22 protein-coding genes and 1 pseudogene are annotated in these 22814 nt (G+C 43.7%); 9 read left to right on the plus strand and 14 right to left on the minus strand.

The genetic code is table 11. From position 1 onward, the window contains the following. Positions 1-4: 4 nt before the first annotated feature. The 9 genes from glk to LCH52_00675 all read right to left on the minus strand — a co-directional run bounded on the left by glk (position 5) and on the right by LCH52_00675 (position 10323). Complete coding sequence (gene glk / locus LCH52_00635; GenBank protein MCA0386977.1) at positions 5-988, minus strand: glucokinase; 984 nt, start codon at positions 986-988, stop codon at positions 5-7. A 35-nt stretch (positions 989-1023) separates the two neighbouring features. Beyond that, a complete protein-coding gene (gene pgl / locus LCH52_00640) occupies positions 1024-1731 on the minus strand; it encodes a 6-phosphogluconolactonase (protein ID MCA0386978.1) in 708 nt (235 codons plus the stop codon). Between the two features lie 9 nt (positions 1732-1740). Beyond that, positions 1741-3240 carry a glucose-6-phosphate dehydrogenase gene (gene zwf, locus LCH52_00645; protein MCA0386979.1) on the minus strand — a complete coding sequence of 500 codons (1500 nt, stop codon included), beginning with the start codon at positions 3238-3240 and terminating at the stop codon, positions 1741-1743. A gap of 7 nt (positions 3241-3247) precedes the next feature. After that, positions 3248-4147, minus strand: coding sequence for a decarboxylating 6-phosphogluconate dehydrogenase (gnd, locus tag LCH52_00650; GenBank protein MCA0386980.1), 900 nt, complete (start codon positions 4145-4147; stop codon positions 3248-3250). A 32-nt stretch (positions 4148-4179) separates the two neighbouring features. Further along, the gene (locus tag LCH52_00655; protein MCA0386981.1) at positions 4180-5181 is read right to left on the minus strand and encodes a DUF1460 domain-containing protein; all 1002 of its coding nucleotides are present in this window, start codon (positions 5179-5181) and stop codon (positions 4180-4182) included. A 10-nt stretch (positions 5182-5191) separates the two neighbouring features. Beyond that, on the minus strand, positions 5192-5698 hold the full coding sequence (locus tag LCH52_00660) for a DUF4136 domain-containing protein (protein ID MCA0386982.1): 507 nt from the start codon (positions 5696-5698) through the stop codon (positions 5192-5194). 209 nt (positions 5699-5907) lie between these two features. Further along, positions 5908-7050, minus strand: coding sequence for a glycosyltransferase family 2 protein (locus LCH52_00665; GenBank protein MCA0386983.1), 1143 nt, complete (start codon positions 7048-7050; stop codon positions 5908-5910). Then, positions 7043-7975, minus strand: a complete 933-nt coding sequence (gene miaA, locus LCH52_00670) for a tRNA (adenosine(37)-N6)-dimethylallyltransferase MiaA (protein MCA0386984.1) — start codon at positions 7973-7975, stop codon at positions 7043-7045. The genes LCH52_00665 and miaA overlap by 8 nt, the downstream gene beginning before the upstream one ends. Beyond that, positions 7972-10323: a cyclic nucleotide-binding domain-containing protein gene (locus tag LCH52_00675; protein MCA0386985.1), complete on the minus strand. Its 2352-nt coding sequence runs from the start codon at positions 10321-10323 to the stop codon at positions 7972-7974. Before LCH52_00675 ends, miaA begins: the two co-directional genes overlap by 4 nt. Positions 10324-10410: 87 nt before the next feature. Here LCH52_00675 and LCH52_00680 point away from each other — a divergent pair, with 87 nt between their 5' ends. Genes LCH52_00680 through LCH52_00695 form a run of 4 tightly spaced genes read left to right on the plus strand, consistent with a single transcriptional unit; the run spans position 10411 to position 12256 of the window. Beyond that, positions 10411-11010, plus strand: a complete 600-nt coding sequence (locus LCH52_00680) for a DNA-3-methyladenine glycosylase 2 family protein (protein MCA0386986.1) — start codon at positions 10411-10413, stop codon at positions 11008-11010. 30 nt (positions 11011-11040) lie between these two features. Next, on the plus strand, positions 11041-11601 hold the full coding sequence (locus tag LCH52_00685; protein ID MCA0386987.1) for a sigma-70 family RNA polymerase sigma factor: 561 nt from the start codon (positions 11041-11043) through the stop codon (positions 11599-11601). Continuing rightward, on the plus strand, positions 11598-11831 hold the full coding sequence (locus LCH52_00690; GenBank protein MCA0386988.1) for a hypothetical protein: 234 nt from the start codon (positions 11598-11600) through the stop codon (positions 11829-11831). The genes LCH52_00685 and LCH52_00690 overlap by 4 nt, the downstream gene beginning before the upstream one ends. An 11-nt stretch (positions 11832-11842) precedes the next feature. Beyond that, positions 11843-12256: a rhodanese-like domain-containing protein gene (locus tag LCH52_00695; GenBank protein ID MCA0386989.1), complete on the plus strand. Its 414-nt coding sequence runs from the start codon at positions 11843-11845 to the stop codon at positions 12254-12256. Between the two features lie 23 nt (positions 12257-12279). Here LCH52_00695 and LCH52_00700 read toward each other — a convergent pair whose 3' ends face one another. Continuing rightward, positions 12280-12852 (minus strand): hypothetical protein, encoded by a 573-nt coding sequence (locus LCH52_00700; protein MCA0386990.1) that lies wholly within the window; start codon positions 12850-12852, stop codon positions 12280-12282. A gap of 193 nt (positions 12853-13045) precedes the next feature. Here LCH52_00700 and LCH52_00705 point away from each other — a divergent pair, with 193 nt between their 5' ends. From LCH52_00705 to LCH52_00715, 3 genes and pseudogenes are all read left to right on the plus strand, one after another. Then, positions 13046-13930: a hypothetical protein gene (locus tag LCH52_00705; GenBank protein MCA0386991.1), complete on the plus strand. Its 885-nt coding sequence runs from the start codon at positions 13046-13048 to the stop codon at positions 13928-13930. Next, positions 13930-14622, plus strand: a pseudogene (locus LCH52_00710) (N-acetylmuramoyl-L-alanine amidase). The gene LCH52_00705 and the pseudogene LCH52_00710 overlap by 1 nt, the downstream one beginning before the upstream one ends. Positions 14623-14639: 17 nt before the next feature. Further along, positions 14640-15056 (plus strand): cytochrome c, encoded by a 417-nt coding sequence (locus tag LCH52_00715; protein ID MCA0386992.1) that lies wholly within the window; start codon positions 14640-14642, stop codon positions 15054-15056. 49 nt (positions 15057-15105) lie between these two features. Here the strand turns inward: LCH52_00715 and LCH52_00720 are convergent, their stop codons facing one another. Together LCH52_00720 and LCH52_00725 are read right to left on the minus strand one after the other, a co-directional pair. Then, positions 15106-15492, minus strand: coding sequence for a response regulator (locus LCH52_00720; GenBank protein ID MCA0386993.1), 387 nt, complete (start codon positions 15490-15492; stop codon positions 15106-15108). Positions 15493-15538: 46 nt separating this feature from the next. Beyond that, positions 15539-18223, minus strand: a complete 2685-nt coding sequence (locus tag LCH52_00725; protein MCA0386994.1) for an immune inhibitor A — start codon at positions 18221-18223, stop codon at positions 15539-15541. A 174-nt stretch (positions 18224-18397) separates the two neighbouring features. Between LCH52_00725 and LCH52_00730 the strand changes: the two genes are divergently transcribed. Continuing rightward, positions 18398-18856 (plus strand): hypothetical protein, encoded by a 459-nt coding sequence (locus LCH52_00730; protein MCA0386995.1) that lies wholly within the window; start codon positions 18398-18400, stop codon positions 18854-18856. A gap of 109 nt (positions 18857-18965) precedes the next feature. After that, on the plus strand, positions 18966-20420 hold the full coding sequence (locus LCH52_00735) for a T9SS type A sorting domain-containing protein (GenBank protein ID MCA0386996.1): 1455 nt from the start codon (positions 18966-18968) through the stop codon (positions 20418-20420). 36 nt (positions 20421-20456) lie between these two features. On the opposite strand, the gene LCH52_00740 is transcribed toward LCH52_00735, so the two are convergent. Next, complete coding sequence (locus tag LCH52_00740) at positions 20457-21599, minus strand: glycosyltransferase family 9 protein (protein ID MCA0386997.1); 1143 nt, start codon at positions 21597-21599, stop codon at positions 20457-20459. Beyond that, complete coding sequence (locus LCH52_00745) at positions 21596-22750, minus strand: glycosyltransferase (protein ID MCA0386998.1); 1155 nt, start codon at positions 22748-22750, stop codon at positions 21596-21598. The genes LCH52_00740 and LCH52_00745 overlap by 4 nt, the downstream gene beginning before the upstream one ends. Positions 22751-22814 lie beyond the last annotated feature (64 nt).

Raw genomic sequence — 22814 nt, forward strand, 5'->3', positions numbered from 1 at the left:
AAATTTAAATCAATCCGGCAGCTATATAAGCTGAACCATGAAGCCCAGCGGCGCTGTCTTTGATAAGATAAACGGGAGTATTCTCTACAATATAGCTGAGTCTCCCTTTTTTGGTGTAGGTTTCAACAAAGGAACCTTCGATAATCTTTTCGGTTATTTTCGGAGGAATTCCACCACCGAGGTAAATGCCACCCGTCGCCATAAGAGTGAGAACAAGATTTCCTGCCTGAGCTCCGAGCACCCGGATGAAGATTTCAAGAGCCAAAACAGCCAGTTCATCTTTACCTTCAAGTGCAAATTTCGAGATCATTGCCGCCAGATCCTCTGTCTCAATGGCTTCGAGAAATTCTGCGGAAGGTGTAGCGATACCGGTCTCCTTTAAAAACTTGTAGATACCCCTGAGACCAAGCCCTGAAGCGATTCTCTCCACACTTACACGCCCGTATTCTGCTTTCATGAACTTCATCATATCAATCTGCAGGTCATCCACGGGTGCGAAATCTGCGTGACTTCCCTCTGAAGGTATCACTTTGAATTTACCATCACCCAGCGGTACGAGGAATCCCTGACCGAGACCCGTTCCGGGTGCGAGGACAGCCTTAACGCCATATCCGTTGGTTGGTGAACCTGGATAAACAGTAAGCAGATCATCATCAGTAAGAAAAGGGATTGCGGAAGCGAGAGCATAAAGATCGTTTACAAGCTTAAAATTCGGGATACCCGTGGCTTTGGCAATCACAGCTTCATCCATTGCCCAGGTAAGGTTTGTGGAACTGCTGATTCCGTCGACTACAGGACCGGGAACACCGGCACACCCTGTCTCAATTTTATAACCTGTATCACTTAAAAAATGACAAATTATATCTTCGAGGCTCGCATAATCAGTCGAATTGTATCTTTCCGACTTGTGGGCTGTAAGTTTTTTACCTTCAATCGAAAATACCGAAAGAACCGTTTTGGTTCCACCGGCGTCACATGCCAATATCATATTATACTCCAATGAAAAAAATACTAAATGATGCTTTACGGCAGTCTGTATGCTTCCGTATCCAGATACCAGACAACTCCGTTAAAGGAATTGCTCACAAGGCCTGCGGGGTATTTCTCCCGCCCCTTGTTGTTGAGTATCTGATCGAGTACGCTCTTCTTTGTCTTGCCAAAAGCTAAAAATATTGTTGTTTTACTCTTTTTTATCAATTCACCTGTAATTGTTATTCTTCGCTGACCTGAGTCAGGATGTGTAGCCACCGCAACGATTTCTTTACTCTCCATCAGCTTGATCGCAGGAGGAAAGATTGAGGCGGTGTGCCCGTCTGCCCCCATACCGAGAAGACAGATATCCAATTGCAACTCTGAGCCAAGTTGTACCTCGAGTATTTCCGTATATCCTTTCACTTCCTCTTCAGGTTTGTTTTCACCCTGAATTCTGAAAATGTTCTCTTCGGGAATATTGAGTGGATCGAGAAAAAGCCTCTTCGCATTTCCATAATTGCTTTCTGGATCAGAAGGAGCCACGCACCTTTCATCGACCCAGAAAAATTTTAGCTTGTTCCAGTAACCTGCATTCGAGTACTCTGCAACAAGTGCCGAAAAAAGAAGCGCCGGGGTGCTTCCTCCCGAAAGTGCCATCGTTACAAACTCTTTTTCCTGCAACACTTCCCCGATTTGCCTGTCGATAAAAGCTGCACAGGCAGATGCCGACATCTCAGGTGACGGGTATATTCTTATCACATCCTTCATCTAAAGCTCACAATAGGTTTCATCATCAGTCAGGTTTTTGCACGGATAACGCCAGGTCTGTCCGTTGGAGTGCAGAAGTGCATCCGCCTCCTCTGGACCCCAGGTACCCGCAGGATAACCGTAAATCTTAATTTTTTCATCCTCTTTCCATGCCTGCAACAGAGGATCGATAAATTTCCAGCAGGCTTCAAGTGCATCTCCGCGTGTATAAAGCGTGGAATCACCCATCATGCAGTCATATATCAAACGCTCATATGCTTCGGGAAGTCTCCCCTCCGACAATGATGAGTAATGGAAATCGAGTGTGGCATTTTTCACCTGGTACCCTGCTCCGGGTTGCTTTAATGCAAACCGAATGAGTATCCCTTCGTCAGGTTGAATCCGGATGATTAACTGGTTTGTTCCCGATTCATCGTCGAATATGCTCCTGAAAAGACGGTGGGGTGTGTTCTTAAACCGTACCACAATCTCCGTCACCCGGGTAGGAAGCCTCTTCCCGGTTCGAATGTAAAACGGGATGCCTCCCCATCTCCAGTTGTCAATGAAAAATTTTAAAGCCACAAATGTCTCGGTACGGGAGTGGGGGTCAACCCCCTTTTCTTCCCTGTAAGCACCAACCGGTTCACCTTTTATCTTTGAAGCGATGTACTGGCCTCTGATGACATTTTTGCGGATGTCACTCTCTGAAAAAGGCTTGATTGACTGAAACACCTTGACCGTCTCGTTTCTGATCGAATCGGCATCAAATCCGGCAGGGGGTTCCATCGCAGCGAGTGCGACAAGCTGCAACAGGTGGTTTTGCACCATGTCCCTCAAGGCACCGGCAGTATCATAGTATCCGCCCCTGTTTTCAACCCCGATACTCTCGGAAGAGGTTACCTGAATGTGATCGATGTAATTTCTGTTCCAAAGCGGTTCAAATATCCCGTTTGCGAACCTGAAGACAAGAATATTTTGGGCTGTCTCCTTGCCGAGATAATGGTCTATACGGTAAAGCTGATTCTCGTCAAAAAACATCAAAAGCTTTTTATTGAGTGCCTTTGCTGTTTCAAGACTGTACCCAAACGGCTTTTCAATCACGAGTTTTTTCAGTCCGCCATTCGGTTCGTTATGGTTCAGTCCTGCGGCAGCAAGTCCTTCTGCCACGGTTTCGTAGAGAAGTGGAGGAGTTGCAAGATAAAAGATATAGTTACCCTTTACCTCAAAATCGTGGTCGATCTGCCTCAGTCTCTCACGAAGCTGGTAGTAGTTCTCAGGATTTAGCGGATCAATTGAGATGTAATGAAGCTGAGAGAGAAATTCATCATCATAACCTTCCCCCTTCTGAGCCATTTTCTTTCGGAATTTATCGTCGGTCATCGGAGTTCTGCCCGTCCCGAGAACTGCAAAATTCTTTGGAAGCAATTCCCGTTTCCTTAAAGCATAGAGCGCGGGAATAAGTTTCCTTTCGGTCAGGTCACCCGAGGCACCGAAAATCACCAGTATCTGATCAGCCGGCACTTTCTATTTACTCCTTGGTTTTCATTTCGTGACCGCCAAACTTGTTCCTGAGAGCAGAAAGGGTTTTCATCGCAAAACTTTCATCCTGACGGCTCTGGAATCTGTTAAAAAGGGAAGTGGTTATTACATGAGCAGGGACATCAAAATCTATCGCAGTCTGTACTGTCCATCTGCCTTCACCACTGTCGGCAACAAAATCCTTTACTTTTTCAAGTTTTGGATCCTCCTTGAATGCGAGATGGGCGAGATCGAGAAGCCACGATCTGACTACACTTCCGTGCTGCCAGATTCCTGTTACTTTTTCAAGATCGATATTGAACGGGGATTTCTCCATTATCTCAAATCCTTCGGCATAAGCCTGCATCATTCCATATTCAATTCCGTTGTGTACCATCTTAACAAAATGTCCTGCACCACTTGTTCCGCAGTAAGCATGTCCACCAACTGGTGCGAGTGTCTCGAGAACAGGGAGAATAAAATCAACAGCTTCTTTTTTGCCGCCGTACATGAGGCAGTATCCGTTTTGGAGACCCCATACTCCGCCACTGGTGCCACAGTCGAGATACTCAAATCCGTGTTCTTCCACCATTTTATTGCGTGCCTGTGTGTCCCTCCAGTATGAATTTCCTCCGTCAACTATGATATCGCCTTTGTTCAAATATTTTACTGTCTCAGCGATGTTATCGTCGACTGCCTGTCCCGAGGGAACCATAAGCCAGACAACTTTTCTTCCTTCGAGTTTAGAGCAAAGGTCTGCTATGGAGGTGGAACCAACAGCGCCTTTGGCAACTGCTTCTTTTACCTTCCCTTCAGAGCGGTTATAGACCACCACTTCGTGTCCACCAAGCAGAAGTCTCTCAACCATGTTTGCTCCCATTTTACCAAGACCGACAAATCCTATTTTCATCTTTTCTCCGTGTTCTTAATGTGTTTCAACTGCTAATTTCCATAAATGGTGAGCTTTGGAGCTCTCGGTCCGTCAATCTTTTTCAGATTTTCAATGGCATTTTCATTCAGCCGGTAGAACCGGAATCCGAGGAAATTCCAACCGTTTTTCTTTTTCTTTGCCTTAAATTCATCCCAGTACGACTGAATCGACTGAATCTTGACCACAGGATCGGCAGAATGCATAAAATTCACCTGACCGTCTTTTTCAACGGAGACAAGTCCTACATGTCCTACCCATGGTTCGCTTCCGGGATATGCTCTGACAATGTTCACAAAGTCACCTGTTTTTAAGTAAGGGAGCACTTTGTAGAGGGAGTCACCCGGGATGTAAGTCCATTCAATTTTTTCTTTGGGGATATTCTGTCCAATCCCGTGTTTTTTGAAAAATTTTGCCCTGTCAATCTCGGAAGAAGTCTTCACAACAGCGTTTCCACCGATTTCATCTGTAATCTCGGTGATAAGCCATGTGTTGTTCTTTACCCAGTCGGCTTCTGTGTAGTGGTTTCTCGTGAGCATGCCGATTTCGCCATCTTTGTAGCGTATTCTCTGTAGCATGGCAAAAAATTCCTTCCAGTTGTGGCTTAGCGACATGGCATAGATATGCTCGCTGAAAACCACACAATCGCTCTTGTTCAGGTTGAACAGAGGTTGCTTATCCTTTATCTCAAACGGAAACTCACCGAGAAGATAGATGTCATATTTCTGACCCATATTCTGTTTTGCAAGAATCTGAATTCTGTCCCTTAGTCCGGGTACAGTTTCCTGCAAAAATGATAGATACTTGTCCAGCTCTTCTTCTGTAAATTTATAAAGAGGTTTCTGAAGAAGTTTTTTCATCTCCTTGGGAATTGTAACATTCTCTAATGATGCGGGAATATTTAACTCGATCGACACTTCTGACGGTTTGTTTTTTTCGCCCTTTTTATCCTTCCCTTTTTGAGGCACAATACATATGACTGCAGTAAGGACGATAATAACAAGATATTTAAACATTTTTTCTCCTTTATTTGGGTGGAAACAGCCGTAGAATCCCGGCAACTGTGTTCTTCAAAACGGTCCGGGGGTCAGCCTCCTTGCCGGTCAGCCGGGTATCCCAGCCGCGCCAGACCACATTGCCCGTTTCTCCGTCTATTACATCTATCACAACCAGACCCTTCATCGCAAAAAGAGGTTCCTCTTTCACCGACCAGAATCCTTTCCACCGCTCAAAGTTTACACTGCCATAGGAGGTTTCCACTTCCGCTTCAGTATAAAAAGTAACAACAAAGTCATGAACTTCATTTCCTTTTTTGTAACCCTTCGACTGCAAAATGGAGTCAATCTCTCCACCAATAGCCTGAGCCAGAACGGGAGAATTACTCTTCAGAGCGGTACTCGGGTAGATAGTGAAAACTTTTAGCGTCGAAAAATTGAAGTTTTGCTGAAAGTCATAGTCACTCGTTGTGGTTCTGCACGATGTAAACAGCATCATAACCGCAAGACACGATACTGTTGTTATTGGATTTTTCATTCTTTTCAATCACTGTAACCGGGAAATATCCATTCTTTAAGGTATTTTACCCCTTTTCAAAGAATATACAGGATCCCGATTTATTTTAAAATACGCAATTTTAAAAATAGTGAATTTAAAGGCAATCTTATTACCCTTTATGTGTGACTTGAGAGACCGGTGAAACTTGAGAAACTTGAGAGACCCGAGAATCCTGAGTTTCCGAAGTTCTAAGGTTCCGAAGTTCTGAAAAGAGAGACCAGCCTCATGGTTTTCAGGGCATCGAACCAGATGTTTTTTTGATTTGAAATCTGGGCTCCACTCTTCGATGATTTGTAAATGCTCCTCATGGCAATTGAGAATTTGCAGGATTCCAAAAAGACAAAGGTCTCTTCATCTGTTTTTCGGATTGCGTCTATAAGTTTTTCAACGGAAGTGTAATCTTCATGATATACACTCAAAAAGGTTTTGAGCCGTTCAAACACGATTGGGGGATAAGGCTTGATCGCTTTTCCCGTTTCTTTCCGGTCGTTCATCGCCTTTCCTGTTCCGAAAATCACTCTGTCACTCACTCTGTTTGAGGGGAATACAAGCACTTCTTCAATACTTTCAATTTTAGTGACTTTTGCGATGTTCTCGAGAAAATAAAAATCCTCGGCAGCCCTTCGGGTATTCATCCCCCCGGCCTTTACATAGGTTGAGACATTCGAAACCATGGTCGAACCGATAAAATGCCATGCGTAAGGGGAGCCTGCGTATTTGAGTCCGTCGGTGTACGATCTCAAACAGGCTTCATATTCCCTGATCGCTTCGATGTTTTCAGCATCATCTTCTCTGTGTTTATATTCCAAAACTGCCGCTTTGCAACCTCTTTGAGCAAGTTCGACGAGCCGCGTAAAATATGAGGGTGCGACGAGACAATCCGCATCAACAGAGACGAGGAGAGAGTTACCGGGACGGGCATGATCTGTGAGGGAAATTGCGGAATCGAGACCTGTTTTTCTTGGATAGCCTGCTCCGGCAAACTTGACCGGCACTTCCCTCCCCGCACCCGGCATATCAATTATCGCAACAGGAAGGGGGGAACTGCTGCCAAAATCAGTCAGAAGCCTTACGGTCTCACTACTTGAATTTTTAATTTCGGATGCAGCATTTTCAGGGTGATTTATTACAAAAAGAGAGGCGATTTTTTCGAAAGTTGAAGTGTCGTTTGCGAGGAATGAATCCAAAAGGAAAGGAAGGTTTTCAAGTTCATTGTAGCAGGGAACCACAACCACCACTTCCTTAAAGCCGGAAAAATTTTGATAATCCGGTGTAAGATGAAGACCCCGCTTTGCAAGATATGCGGCGACGGGGTCTTTAAATTTATTCAACTATTTCGAATCCTGCTTCTTCGATCAATTTTTTGGCAGCATTGATATCCTCGGGAGCAATCCAGTTTACATGAACGCCGTTTTTTTCGAGTTTGGTGATACCCGTAATCTGCTTTTTGGCATAATCGTTAATCGCGTTGAGCAGTTTTTGGATCATGTCGTTTTTGGAAAGCTCTGATTTAAGATACTTGCCTGCAAATTTGTATTCCAGACCAAAATATTCGAGTCGCTCAGTCTTTATTCCCGAATTCATCAGTTCTCTGACTTCATCAACCAGACCCTCCCGGAGACGGTCGGCAAGTCTGATTCGTATTCTTTTATAATACTCTTCTCTCGAGACCTGAGTGGAAATAACGAGTGGATTCAACTCGATCGGGGGGTGAGTGAGTCCGTTTTGCTGCTCGAACTGAATACTCTCGCGGGCAATTACGAGTGCTTTTGCCGTTTTGTATTTCTCGACGAGGTCAGTCCTGTTATGAAGCAAAGGATTCAGTTCTTTCAACTCTGCAATAAGAGTTTCATGTTCCTGCTCCATCAGAGCTTCAGCTTTTTCCTCAAGGTTCTGAACCTTGATTAGCGGATAACGAAGGAAAAGAGCCGTAAAATACATATAAGTGCCACCGCAGAGCACGGGCACTTTACCACGGCTTACTATGTCGTAGTAACTGTTGTAGAAATCTTCGAGAAACCGGAAAACGCTGTAGTCTTCCTTCGGGTCGAGAATGTCTATAAGGTGATAAGGGATTTTCCCTTTGGGGGTTCTGTAAGCATTCAGGTCCTTACCGGTACCGATGTTCATGCCGCGATAAACCTGTCGTGAGTCGCAGGAGATTATCTCTCCATCGACGAGAGAAGCGATCTTAACAGCAAGATCAGTCTTGCCTGTGGCGGTCGCTCCAATAACTGCAATATAATCATACATCATACGGGCAAAGCTATAATTATCTCAGTTCCCTGAGTTTTTGTTGATTCCAGGTAGATAAATCCACCATGTTCTTTAATTATCTTGTTGGCGATTGGAAGTCCCAACCCGACACCTGTTTTTCCGTAGGTGTAAAACGGTTCAAAAATCTTTTCCCTAAGATCGGGGTGAATCCCCGTCCCTGTATCTCTTATCGAGATGAGGATGTTCGATTCATTCGCGGAAGTGGAGAAATAAATCTTTCCACCTTCCGGCATCGCATCGAATGAATTCTGGGTGATGAGCGTAAGGGCGTGAATAAAGAGCTCCTTGTTGAAGAACATCACCATGTCGGCATTATATTTTCTCAGAAGAGTAACCTCTCTCTGTTTTGCCGGCTCGGAGACTTTCACGAGGAAGTCATCCAAAAGCTCACTCACGAGATAAGGCTGTTTCGAAAAGCCCGACACTTTCCCCACAAAAAATTGTATCGAGTCGAGAAATCCTTTTAAACCGGCGGCTCTTTCACGGATGATGTCGAATCCATATCTGACTTTGTCCGTCAGTTTTCCCCTGTCAAGGGTTTCACTGATCGAAAGAATGGTCTCGACAGCAATTTTGATTTCCGACCCAAAAAATGCTGTATATTTTTGCAGATCCTCGTATTTCCCCGTAAGAGAGGTTTTACCGTCAGCTATTTTGTCCAGTATTCCGGATGCTGCTTTTGCAATATCTTCAATCGACATCACATCGTGTGTGGTAAATCTTCCGTTGTTCGATGAAAAGAAAAGGAAGCAACCGTTCACTTTGTTTTCTCTCCCGATAAGGGGATAGTAGAGAAGTGAAGAGGGAATCTCTTTTTCGTCGATATTTTCCAGCCCTTCCATCATGCCCGAACTGTCAAGGTCGAAAAGTGTAACGGGCTCCTGCATTGTGATGAGCTCGTAAGCTATTTTTTCACGCACAGCAAAGTTGGTATCCTCTGAAATATGCCCTGTAACAGAGGAAAGGAAACCGCCATCGAATACAAACATAACGAATTCTTTGGCATTTACAAGTTTTAAAACATCTTCTTTTACAAAGTCGTAAATATCAACGGGTCTTTCAGCAGTGCAAACAGAGGTAATCAGCTCAAGTTGTTTCCTCAGAGCAATTGTTTCACCGCTGTTTACAATTGTGATTTTTTCGGGTGCCGGCTGCCCGGCTGAAGAAGAGATTTCTGCTGTCTCCCGAAGCTCCTCTTCTTCAGAAGGAGTGATTTGTTCTGCCGGTTCATCCGCTGCAGGCATTTCAACCACAACAGACGAAAAGTCACCTTCCGCTTCAAAATAGGGTTCTTCTTCTGTTTCCGCAACTGCCGGTTCATTCAGTTTGTCGTAATCAGGTTCCTCAATCTCCATCGGGGACTCTGCATACCCGGCCGTAAGTTCCAATTCTTTATTGGGGTCGAATTCGTCAAGGTCTTCTTCGAAATCTTCATCTTCTTCAGGTAATTGGAAATCGTCATCGTCTTCATCGCCGGGTTCAAAATCGTCATCCTCGAAATCTTCAAAATCATCGTCGTCTTCAAAAAAGTCCTCTTCAATGACAGCTTCATCGAGCTCATCGACAGCACGGAGAAGTTCATCTTCACTGATTACCTCGTCCCCGTCTTCTCCCTCTTCAATAAAAAGAGTGTCCAACCGGTCTGATTTTTCAGTTGCAACCTGAGTGTCCGGCTCATTTACAGGCTCAAAGTCATCCTCATCAAAATCGAAATCATCATAAACGCCTTCCTCTTCAGATTCCTTTTCGGGTTCTCTAATTTCGGGCTCTTCCGGAAGTATCTCTGGTGAGGCTGTCTCAACATCCTTTCCGCTGACTTCAACGGCTTCATGTACCACTTCAGTATCGGGAGGAATTGATAACTGTTTCCCGTCGGGTTCATTATTGTCAATGATTGTCTCGGCACCCTCTTTTGTAAGATCATAGGTTTTTGCGAGATTAATCTTTACATTTATTCTAATCTCATCATTACCGTACAGGTAAGACAGGAATCTCTCTTTGCTGAGTACAAAGAATTCGGAATCAATCTCTGTTATCGCAGTAGAGGTTCTTTCTTTCCCCTCGAGCACTTCTCTTTCGCCAAAAAAATCACCCGCTGCCCTTGATACTATCTTGGCACCGGTTTTGGTTTTTATCTTGATCTTCACAAGTCCGTACAGAATCAGGTAAACATTTTCGGAGGGTTCTCCATTCTGGAAAACCAGCTTACCTTCAGGGACTTCCACGATGCTGCTCTTTAAACTGCCCGGAGAGGCAGCAACATCAGGAGCTTTTTTGAAGAAAAAGTTCGTCTTTAATTTTTCGACTAATTTTGAAGTTGTTAACATTTATGTTTGAGAATAAAAATTTTTTCATTTATAAACAACTAACTTAATTAAATGCATCGAAATGAAATAGAAAAAGGTATCGATCATTTGCGTAAAAATGATCCAATTCTTAAACCTTTAACAGAAAAAATACCTCCTTACTGGTACGAACCGCGTGAAGAGTATGCAAAAGACCTTATAACGGCTATTTTAAATCAGCAGCTTTCGATAAAAGCGGCTTACACTATCGAGCAGCGATTCCTCAAAAAGTTCGGGGATCCGCCCGATTTGACAGCCCTCCTCGAGGCTGACCATCAGGATGTGAGGGCTCTCGGACTCTCGAATGCGAAAGTGACATATGTTAAAGCCATCGCTTCGGCATTTCTTAACGGGGAGGTACACTTTCACAAATTCCCGGAAATGAGCGATGAAGAGATTATTAAGGAACTTGTTAAAATAAAGGGTGTGGGCGAGTGGACTGCCCACATGTTCCTGATGTTTACCCTTATCAGACCAAATGTCTTGCCAACAGGTGATCTGGGAATCAAAAGGGCGATTATGGTCAACTACGATCTCCCCGAAATGCCCGATGCAAAAACTGTTGCAGAAATTTCAAAAAAAGGGAATTGGGCACCTTACAACACCATTGCATGTTATTTTTTATGGAAGAGCATCGATCAACCAGGTGCTGGGTCCCCCATTTATTGAATCTTTTTTAAATTTGAAACATCATACTACATGTCAGAAGAACAAATAATTGAACTCGCCAAATCCGGAGATAAAGATGCTCTGCGTGACCTGGTGAAAAAATATGAAAAAACCATCTTCAGTTTTGCGTTTAAAATCTGCAGAAACAGGGATAAAGCCGAAAATGTGATGCAGGAAACCTTCCTGAGTATGATTAAATCGCTCAAAGGTTTCGATGGAAATTCAAAACTTTCCACCTGGCTCTACCGTATTTCCATGAATCACTGTCTGATGTCGGCAAGAAGTAAAAAAAAGGACCTGTTCGTTGAACCTGACAATGATGACGAACTTTTCAACGAAAAATATGTCGCTGACTGGTCGACAATTCCTTACAAATCTGTTGAAAATGCAGAACTGAGGGAAATTTTGGACATGGCGATTGACAAACTGGCTCCCGAATACAGAATTGTCTTCACCCTGAGGGATGTTCAACAGCTTTCAACCGAAGAAACTGCCGGAATTACGGGTTTATCAGTACCGGCTGTGAAGTCAAGGCTCCACAGAGCAAGAGCTTTTTTAAGAAATGAGATATCCGAGGCTTTCAAAAAATGAAATTCGAAGAAGTAAAATGCAAAGATGTGATGCTGCACATCTGCGAAAACCTGAAAGAAGATATTAACTCCGAAAAGTGCAGAGCCATCAGAGAACATATCGAAAAATGTGATGCCTGCAAGGATTATTGTGCCTCCGTGGAATGTACCATCGACTGGTACAGGGAGTACAATCCCGACTTTACGGATGAACTCCACAGAAATTTATTAAGTAAACTTGGTCTTGAATAACAAGAGGAATCATGAGAAACAAATTTATTCTGCCGCTGGCACTTCTGATATTCGGCTTCTTCGGATGCAACGCCCAAAACAGTTCGTCGGACTCAAACTCAGCAACAAGGACTGAAATCTCCGTTGATGAATTAAAAAAATTAATTGACAGCAAGGACAGCAACCTTGTTATCCTCGATGTAAGAACAGCAGAGGAACTGACAGGTGAACTTGGCGCCATTCCCGGGATCATCCACATCCCCGTTCTGGATCTTGACAGAAGAGCCGGTGAACTCGACAAATACAAAGACAAAGAAATTAAAATTATTTGCAGATCAGGGAACAGGTCGGGCAAAGCCTGTACCCTGCTCAATGAAAAAGGCTTCAAAACTGTGAATGTTGCGGGCGGGATGAAAGCCTTTAGAAAAATCGAACCGAAAGAATAAGAGAGGGGCGGATGCCCCTCACTCTATTTTTTCTGAATTGTAAAACTTCCTTCGAGTGTCAGGTCACTTGGGGTTTCCGCTCTGATATCGGTTCCACCACCTTTTACCGAACCTTTTATTACCGAACCTGTTTCACTTATCTCAATCTGACCCATATTACTCAGGAAGAGATATTTACTTGCAGGGTCTGCTCCGGGAATCCATCCACTGATGGTAAACCCGTTTTTCCCGTTTCCTTTACCACTCATCTTGCCGACTTCAAATTTTCCGGCTTTATCTCCGGTGAAAGTAATTTCCACCTGGGCGGAGTCTTTGTCCAGCATCCCTTTGAACATCAAAACGGTCACACCGTCAGCGTCAGAATAAGAGGCGGATAACGGTTTCAGGGTATGTTTTCCATCCTTAAACATCTCCCCTTTGATGGTGAGGGTCAATCCGTCGCCGGTTGCCTCTTCCACAGGAGCAGGAGCAGGAGCGGCAGGTTTGGTCTCAACACTGTCGCTAAGAGTGTATTCACGGGAGTTTTTGTCTGAACAACCGTAAAAAAATGTGAATGCGATTAGCATCAGAATCGGATATATGGTCAGCTTTTTCATATTTGTTTACCTGTTTTAATAATTTCGTTTTCGGTCAAAATTGCAAAATTGGCTTTTTAACAATGTCAAATATAAGAAAATCGTTCCGACAGGAGAACACACAAGTAAAAAGATGCGTAAATTTTTATATTTCATAAGTTTACAATAATTGCTTAATTTAATGCTTTAGTTTTAATAAAGTCCGGAAATTGTAATGAAATTGGTTGTCAAACTTCTTTTACTGGTATTTTTATCGATCTCTGCAGCCTCTGCACAGTCTGTGGAGATAACTGTCAAAGACAAAACCAAGAAAATAAAGACAGTAAAAAAATCGAGCGTAACATATCTCTCGCTGAATGATCTGTCGTCCAAATTTTCTCTTAAACTGACCAAATCGAGCGAAAACACAAAGTTTGATCTGGCAACATCTTCCAAGTCTTCTATCAAGTTTACTGCAAAAAATCCAAATGCAGTGGTTACAAAAGATAAAAAGAGCAAGACCTACAAGATGTCGAAATCAGCAATCAGGGAAGGGGGCGACCTTCTGATTCCTGTTGCAGCAAGCAAGGAAGCATTCTCTGCCGCATTCGAGGAGAAGTATTCGTATAAATTTCCAAAAGATGGTTCGATAGCGGACGATAAAGAGACAAAACCTGAAAAGGAAGACAAGCCCGTAACAAAAAAAGATGAGAACGACGACGACAAGGATGTAAAGACCAATAAAAAAACTGTTATCGGTAAAGCCTCCTACGAAGTGAAGTCGAACGGAATGATGGCAACATTTTTCTATACCGGCGAAGCAAACGGAATTAAACACTCCCTGAAAGACGAGAGCAAAAAATATATCTCCATCACCATTGAAAAATGCGATATTACACTTAAAAACATCGAAAAAACTTTCAAATCAGGTCCTGTGAAGGAAGTAAAGGGAAGAGTCAGAAAAGGGACGGGTGAACTGATGATCTATGTGAACGACTCCTATTCCTCCTATGAAGTAAAAAGAATTAAATCAAAAAAAGAGATTCAGGTTCTTGTTTATTCAAAGTCGGAGACAGGTGAAGCTCCGGTAAAAAAAAAGACGACTGGAAATTTGATGTAGTCGTCCTCGATGCCGGTCACGGCGGAAAGGATGCGGGTGCTGTTGGCACCAACAAGACGAGGGAAAAGGATGTTAACCTTGCTGTAACTCTGAAGGTCGGGGAACTGATTAAAAAAAATCTCCCCGGCGTGAAAGTTGTTTACACGCGAAACAACGATTCGTTTGTGGAACTCTACCAAAGAGGAAAAATCGCCAATGAAAAATCGGGCGATCTCTTTATTTCCATCCATTGCAATTCAACACCCGAGAGAAACAGCAAGGCGAGCGGATACGAGATTTACCTGCTCCGTCCCGGGAAGACAAAAGATGCCATTGCCATTGCGAAGATTGAAAACAGCGTGATCAAATATGAAGATGACCCGGGGAGATACAAAGAACTTGACGATGAAAATTACATCCTCACTTCCATGGCTCACGCAGCTTATATGCACCACTCGGAAAAATTTTCCGGATTACTGAACAAAAGTTTTAAAGAACACACCAACCGTTCTTCGAGGGGAGTTAAACAGGCGGGGTTTTATGTTCTGATAGGTGCTTCAATGCCAAATGTACTGATAGAACTTGGATTTATTTCAAATGTGGAAGAGGAAAAATACCTCGCAAGCGGGAAAGGGCAGGACCAGCTCGCAAAGTCCATTTTTGAAGGGATAAAAGCTTACAAAAATTATTACGATATTGCAAACGATAATTAACAACTTTTCGAGGTTACATGACTAAAACCTTAGTATGGATTCTAATCTTTCTGGCGGCTTTTGCCGGACTCTTCTTTCTTCAACACCTGACCCGTGATACCGGTGCGCCGGCATCAGGTGCTGGATACAGTGAAGGAATGGGCAGTTCGGAAACTTCAGGAGCCGGTGGTAAAGAGCTGGTATCTCAATTTGGTTGCTTGAACTGCCACGGCGGTGAGCTTGAAGGCACAAAAGCAGCACCACCCCTCACCGGGCTGGGTAAATATTACGACAGAGAAGCTTTGATCGCATACCTGCGAAATCCTGACAAGAATAAAACAGGTGCGCGTTTCGACGATTACAAAACGAAATATGCTTCCGGTATAATGCCGGCATACGGGAATAAAGATCCAAAAGATCTTGGCAAGATTGCTGATTACCTGTTGTCAAAGTAGAATATTTGCACTGAAAAGAGAGGCTGTCTCAAAAGGGGCAGCCTCTTTTTTATTTTAAAGCGAGCACTTTGTTAAAGATTTCGAGTAAAATCCTTTTTCTGAACGGTTTCGACAGGAAATAGTCAAAACCCTCTTCGAGAAGTTTCTCATCGTCACCTGACATCGAATATGCCGTAACAGCCACGACGGGAACCCCGGCAAACCGGGGCATCTGTTTGATGCTCTTAAGGAGGTCGACACCATTACCACCCCGCCCGAGGTTGAGGTCGACAAGCATCATCACGGGATCGATGTCAGGCTGTCTAAGATAAGCCTCTGCCTCATCAAAACTGTATGCACTCTTTAAATCAGCCATTCCCTCAAGAATGATTTTTATAAGATCGTGCATCATGTGATCATCATCTATGAGAAATACGACAGGAAGTCCTGACTTCATCTATGATTCTCTTTCCAACTGGTTGACAATTTAATTTTTACTATCACTATTTCAAAATTAACATTTTTTTGGTCTCCGAGAAGTTACCTGCTGTAATCCGGTACAAATAAACACCACTCGTCAGACCGGAAGACTCAAAATCGATAAAATGCCAGCCTGCCTCCATTTCACCCGATACAAGAACCTTTTTGGTCTGCCCTGTAGCATCGAATACTTCGAGCTTCACCATACTCCTTACGGGTAATGTATAACTTATTCTCGTGACCGGATTAAAAGGATTGGGGTAATTCTGCCCAAGGGCATATTCTGCAGGATTTGCACTCTCAACTTCAACCGGTCCATAAATGGTTGAAGAGCCGTCAAAATCGATCTGCTTTATCCTGTATGAAATTATCCCCTGCACGGCTCCGGTTATGTTGTCCTCAAACGCATATGAGGCGGGAGACTGGCTTGTCCCCCTTCCCGGCACAAATCCTCTCTCCTCCCAACCTGTTTCAACAGTTCTTCTTTCTACAATAAAACCTTTGTTGTTCAACTCTGATGCCACTTCCCACTTCACGGTTGGCAATCCTTTGGAATTGATGGATGCAGTCAAGGATGTCAGCTCAACAGGTACAACCGAATAGCCGACAATACCGATATCATCGAGGTAAATACCGTCTTTTTGTTGTGTGTTATCGGTTACAAGTCTGAACCTCAGCAAAACCTGCTGACCAGCATAGGGTAACAGGGAAACTTCCTCTTTAACCCAGTTCAGCCTTGATCCGTCATACACCGGCTGGTTTGGCGGCTGGAACGATCCTGTGCTCATCTCGGTATATTTTCCCTGCAGTGCGGTAAATGAGGAACCTCCGTTGGTGGAAATCATCACCTGTGCATAATCGTAATTGGATTCGATATCGTATTTTAACCAGAACTCAAGTTTAGGATTATTTACTCCCTGCAAACTTACGGGGTTTGTGGTGGTCATCGTTACCGTTGCACTCGCAATGTAATTACCCGTTTTGCTGTCGGTAAACGATACGGGGGAAGAGACAAATGATGTGGTGGTCGCCTCCCACTTTGGTGATGTTCCCGGTGTGGCGGTAACTGTCCAGTTTGTCAAAGGGTTGCCGGTGGTATCAAGAAAAATGTAATTTGGAACCCCAAGAGTTATCAGAAGTGTATCCTGTGACATTACCGTGTTCTCTTTTACAGTTTTTACCACTATTTTGTGAGACACTCCACTTCCGGCATTCCATCCGATAAAGAAACTTAACGGCTGAGCAACAACCGCAGTATCCATCGAAGCGAGATTGCCAAGCGCAGTTGATCCGGTCACAACTGAAATATCCTGTGAAAGTGACACAAGCTCCACCGAAACTCCTGCTGCAGGAGACAAACCTCTGTTCTTGAGAAGGGGTCTCATTGTGACCGTTTCCCCCGGATTGAAATATTGCCGATCAAATCGAGGAGCAAACAAAGAAACGAACTCCCCTGCAACCCACGACTTGAAAAGGAGGGGTCTCAGGTTCAGTTGAACAAGTGGGAAAATTCTGCTTTGTGCGGGCCAGAATCCGTCTGCATCCCCGCCAATTTCGAAAGTGTAACCGAATGATTTTGGCTTTGTTGTCTGCTCTCCGTAAAACCAGTCACGGGAACTGCCGTTCGAATTGTAACCGAGGATTGTTCCCCCGTTCCCGTATTCAAATCTGTTATATTGAGTCATGTAGCTGCAAAAGTCGCTGTAGATTGCATTGTCAGGGGTTACCTGATTTATATATCCCCAGGGATAGAGCATCGCATTGGCAAAGGAGTGGAAATTGATGTAGGTCTTGAAATTTTTCTGATTTGAGATATTCCTTATGGCTGCCACCTCAGGCTCTGAAAATGCCGAAGGTCCCCTGTAGGTTTCCGAGGAAGGCTCGGGACTGGAACCGGTGTTGTCGTAGCCCCACATATATCCAAAATTCCTGTTCAGATCGACACCATAGTTGCCATTCCCGCTGTTCCTCCTGTTTTTCCTCCACATCCCTCCACCGTTTGGGTTTGTTGAGCGGTTGTATTCATAGCCGTCAGGGTTCACAACAGGAACAAAAAATATTTCCCTGTTATTCACGAGATATGTCACCTCGGGATTGGTACCATAGTTCTCGCAAAGATAGTACATGTAATACAAGACCGTCATCATCGAAATCGGTTCACGGGCGTGTATCAACCCGTCAAAAAGTGCTCTCGGCTCATCCTCGTTACTGTTTGGATTGTCACTTATCTTCGCTGCCCATATCGGTCTTCCGTTTTCCGTCTCCCCGATTTGAAATTTTTGTGTTATCAGATTGGGGAATCTGGCGTGGAGAGAGTCAAGTTGATTTATCGCCTCCTGAAAAGTGTAAAATCCCCCCATCGATCCAAATCCGAATCCTTCAACTCCATATCTCTCCCTGCTCTCACTTAAAAAAGCAGCCGATTCCTCCGGTTTCAGTTTTGGAAGTGAATTGTAGTAACTGTTCCAGTCCTCAATCAATACTTCATATTGCAGCCCGGATGACTGAAGCTGTCCAAATTCCTTTGAATTTAGGAACATCCTGACGGTTCCGTCTTTTTCAACCGATGTTTCCTCAAGGTCGAATGCAAGTTGAGCAATTGCTCTGAACCCTTCGGTCTGAGACGGGAAAATTTTAACTTTTTTATATGTTTCCTGTGCAAAAAGGATGGACACCAGGAGAAGACAGATGGTAATTGTTTTTTTCATAGAGATAGAAGGAGAGTGTTTGTTTAAATTGATATTTATGCCCTTTAAAATTCGTTAATTATTGAATTACAACAAAAAAATATTTTTAAAAGGTTTGCGTTTTAACACATTGCAGGTTGGAACCCAAAACATATATTTGCACATCAATTTAATCAATTATTACAGGTATTACAAATGCGCAAGTTCCTTTTTATTCCACTCATTTCCCTTTTTATATTAGCCGGCTGCTCGAAAGACGATAATCCGGTTACACCACCCGTTGACAATACTCCATCAGCTTATGCGGCATCGTGGAAAGACTCGGTTCAGTCAGCAAGCGGACTCGAGTATGCAATCGTTACATTTAACGGCTCGGGAACCAACGCCTCACTCGCCGGACAGGGTTATCTCCTTTTCAGAAAAACAGGCTCAAGCACCGTTACTGTTACAAGAACCCTTAACCCCGTGGGCTCGGTAAGAAATGATTCATTGTTTATTGTCTTCAGTTCCGCTTCTGAAAATGAATGGGAATTTAAAGGAAAATTAAACTCGACCACAGGAAGAGTAAATGGTGAACTTCAATTGAAATTCAAAAGTTACCCCCTGATCGCAGATACCACTTATAAATTTAACATGTCACTGAAAAAACAGTAGCAAATAAATTCCAACTCCAACCCCGATAGCCATCGTTATCGGGGTTTTTTATTGGGTCAGGTTTAGATATATTCGCAGATGCAATGTGAATAAATGAAAACAAAAACCGATGAAACTTAAATATCTTCTCCTTGCACTGCTGCTCCATATCCCCTCGGGTTTTTCGCAGTCGGGCTTTCTTAATTTCCTTTCCTACATCAATACAATTCAGGACCCTGTCCGGAAAACCGCTGTGGCAGACAGCTTTGTGAATGCAAACAGAACCACGGGTATCCCCATTAAAGAGGGGAATATGGCGGTGTTTCTTTACAACTCAAATGCGAATTATATCCAGTTGGCAGGTGATTTTACTGCCTGGTCGGCAAGCATTACCATGAACAGGATAACGAACACCAATCTGTTCTACTACTTCCGCTCCTTTGAAATGAATGCCCGCGTCGATTATAAAATTGTGGTGAATGGAAGCACCTGGATTCTCGACCCCCTCAATCCGAAACAGTGCCCCGGTGGATTCGGTCCCAACTCCGAACTTGCAATGCCGGAATATGTTCAACCATGGGAAATTATACGCAGACCCGGACTTCCTGTCGGTGAGCTTCTTGCATACTCCATCAACAGCACAAATACAGGTACCTCTTTCAATTATTACATCTATCTGCCACCGGGATACGACTCAACCTCGACCCGTCGCTACCCTGCCATATATGTTCAGGATGGCACCGATTACCTCTCCCTCGCTCAAGCAGCGACAATTCTCGACAATGCAATCGACAGCGGGAAAATAGAACCTGTGATCGGAATTTTTGTAAGACCGAACAACAGAAATGATGAGTATGCCGGGACACTCAGGAACAAATACATGTCGTTTTTTGCTCTTGAGCTGGTTCCTTTTATCGATGCTAATTACAAAACCATTCCCGATAAAAATAAAAGACTTGTGCTCGGCGACTCATTTGGAGGGAACATTTCTGCAATAATTTCGTGGAACTACTCCAATATCTTTGCGAACTGCGGCTTGCATTCGGGTGCTTTCTGGCCCAACGATTATGAAATCTATAACACGATAATTTCAGCTCCGAAAAAGGATATAAAGTATTTTGCAATCTGGGGCACTTATGAATCACTCTACGGCAACATGAGAAGTTTCAGGGATACTCTTACATCGAAGGGCTACACTGTCTGGACGAAGGAATTTCCCGAAGGACATAGTTGGGGGTTGTGGCGGGCAAATCTGATGAATATGATCCACTGGTTCTTCCCGGCGGGACCTGTCTCGGTCGACGACAAGTCTTCCGTACCCGTGGTTTTCCAACTGCTTCAGAATCAACCGAATCCGTTCAATCCCGAAACCAGAATTTCTTTTACTCTCACCACTCCCGGAAAAACGAGTTTAAAAGTCTATAATCTAAACGGGAAAGAAGTGGCGGTTTTGATTGACAGGGATCTTGCGGCAGGCTTCCATACAATTAATTTCCGTCCCGGCGATCTCCCCTCGGGAATCTATTTTGCCAGACTGACAAGCGGGAAAAACAGCGGAACGATCAAACTTGCATATATCAAATAGACGGGGTGTCGGATATAGAGCGATTTTAACCTGTCGTCAGGCGAGACCAAGTCCAAAGGCTGAAAGAACAGCATCCAGGACCATTTGCGTGGAAATCATTTCCATACAGTTTGGTTTGAAGTCGCACGACGGTTTGTAGCAAACAAGGCAATCCATCTGCGGGTATATCTTCGTTATCCTTCCGTAATCCTCTATCTCATTGTATGAAGTGGGACCAAACAGGCAGATCACCCTTTTCTTCAGTGCTGTGGCAGCATGCAGAGCCATCGTATCACCCGTTATCACAACCTGTGGTATGTCAAGAAGTGCGAAAAAGGTTCGGAGATCGTTGTTTGTACCTGTCGAAATCAGTTGAGGGAATTTTTCAGTAAGCTCATTTATTCTCTCTTCTTCTTCCCTGCCGCCATAAAGGAGTATTTCGATTCCCGGAACGACACCATGAAGGAATTTTATCAGTTCCTCAAAACCATCCATCCTCCACTGCTTCAGTTGCCATCTGCCCGATGCACCAACATTTATTCCCAGCAGATATTTTGCCTCGTACAATGCGTGTTTTTCGATGAATTGTCGCTTAAGTTCAAGCTCTCCGGCATCCAGTATCACCTGAATCTCCCCTTTTTCATAAGGTAGACCGGCAATTTCGTGGATTATCTGCTGATAAGTTTTGGTATTTGCTTTTTTGAGGTGATCGAAGGCTCCCATCTCAAACCACTCATTAGCCTTGCTGTCAGAAGGAATGACCTTCCCCGTATTGTCCGTTTCAAAACCGTATTTACAGAATGAGCCGACAACAGTTGCAAGAGGAGCACTTTGGGGAGATGCATCAGGATGGATTACAATATCAAAATTTTGTTCGGCAATTTTTAATACCTCAACCGTATCCTCAAATGCCACAACCCTCTCGACCATGTCAATATTCTTAAAAACGGGAACAGAATTTCTTTTTGTTACCCATGTGATCCGGCATCCGGGCCATATTTTTTTTATCGCGGGGAGAATGGAGGTTGTTCTTAGTACATCCCCAAGAGCATCAAGCTTGATGATTAATATCCTGAAACCCGTTTCACCCGGGTCATATTTTTCATAATCGTTACAATTTGTGCAGATTCTCCCTTCCAGCTTGTTGAATTTGCAGGGTCTGTCGCCGGGGAAGTGGATGCAGTCATGTTTCAAAATCATCGGGTCTGTTCCTCTATTATCTGCTTAAAGAGAGCGGGCATGTTGTTGAAACCATTCGCTGAGACCTTTTCAGAAATGTAGCCGGGGAAATCAAATTTTTCTCTCTCCTCAAAGAATTTTATCACACCATCAACAATCGCTTCAGGAGAATCGGGCTCGATTACAAATCCCGATTTTCCCTCATCAACAAATTCTGCCAGACCACCAACCCGCGTAACAAGTACCGGCTTCAAAAATCCGTACGCCACATTCAGAATCCCCGACTGTGTCCCGCTCCGGTAGGGAAGGATCACAAGGTCGGCAGGCTCATAGTATTTGTAAACTTCCTCATTCGAGATAAACTTGTTGATCATATACACGGAGGAACTGATGTCTCGTTTATTTATTATGTTTTTATAAAACTCAAATTCATCATAAAACTCTCCCGCAACAAGGAGTTTTATTCCGGGATCTTTAGCTATTATCCCGGGCATTGCATCGAGCAACAGATCGAGTCCCTTGTACTTGCGTACATATCCAAAGAAAAGGATTACTTTGGAATCCCTTGAAAATCCGAAGGATACTTTCGCCTCCCCGGAACTTACTCCACCCGAACTTTGATAACAATCGTAAACAGGCAGTTCACTCCTGTAAATTTTTCTTGCACCTGCAGTCTTTTTAAGTTCTGATTCAACTTTGGCAGAGAGTGTCAGGAATGCTCCGGCGTTTTTTAAACCGATTTTTGTGAGTGTATGATCGATAAAACTCCCCTCGTGCGAAATGTAGTTCTCGGTTATAAAAAGAATTCTTCCCTTATAAAAATTCTTTATCCGTGAAGAGATTACCCTGTGGCAAGGACCAAAAAACGGTTGCCACCAGTCGAAAACAACAAGGTCCGCTTCCTCTTCCCTCAGTTTCTTCGCCACCTTTAACCAGTTAAAAGGATTGATCGAGTTTATCAGTCTCTCGTTTGGTGCCTTTTTAATGTTTTTTTCACTCTTGTCAAACTGGGTGGTTCCCGGGAAAAGAAATGAAGGATAAAGAAGTTTGTAGTTGTATATCTTTACTTCAAAATCATCTTTCAACACATCATACAAACTGGAAACAAACAATGAGTTCCCTCCCCTGTAAGGGTATGCGGGACCGATAATTACTATTTTCTTTTTCGTCATTCTCTCAAAAAGCTAAAATTAAACTTCAAATATAATGGTTTTTAGCTGATCGGATGCAGACGGA

This window comes from Bacteroidota bacterium (assembly GCA_020161395.1).
Taxonomy (GTDB): domain Bacteria; phylum Bacteroidota; class Ignavibacteria; order Ignavibacteriales; family Ignavibacteriaceae; genus UTCHB3.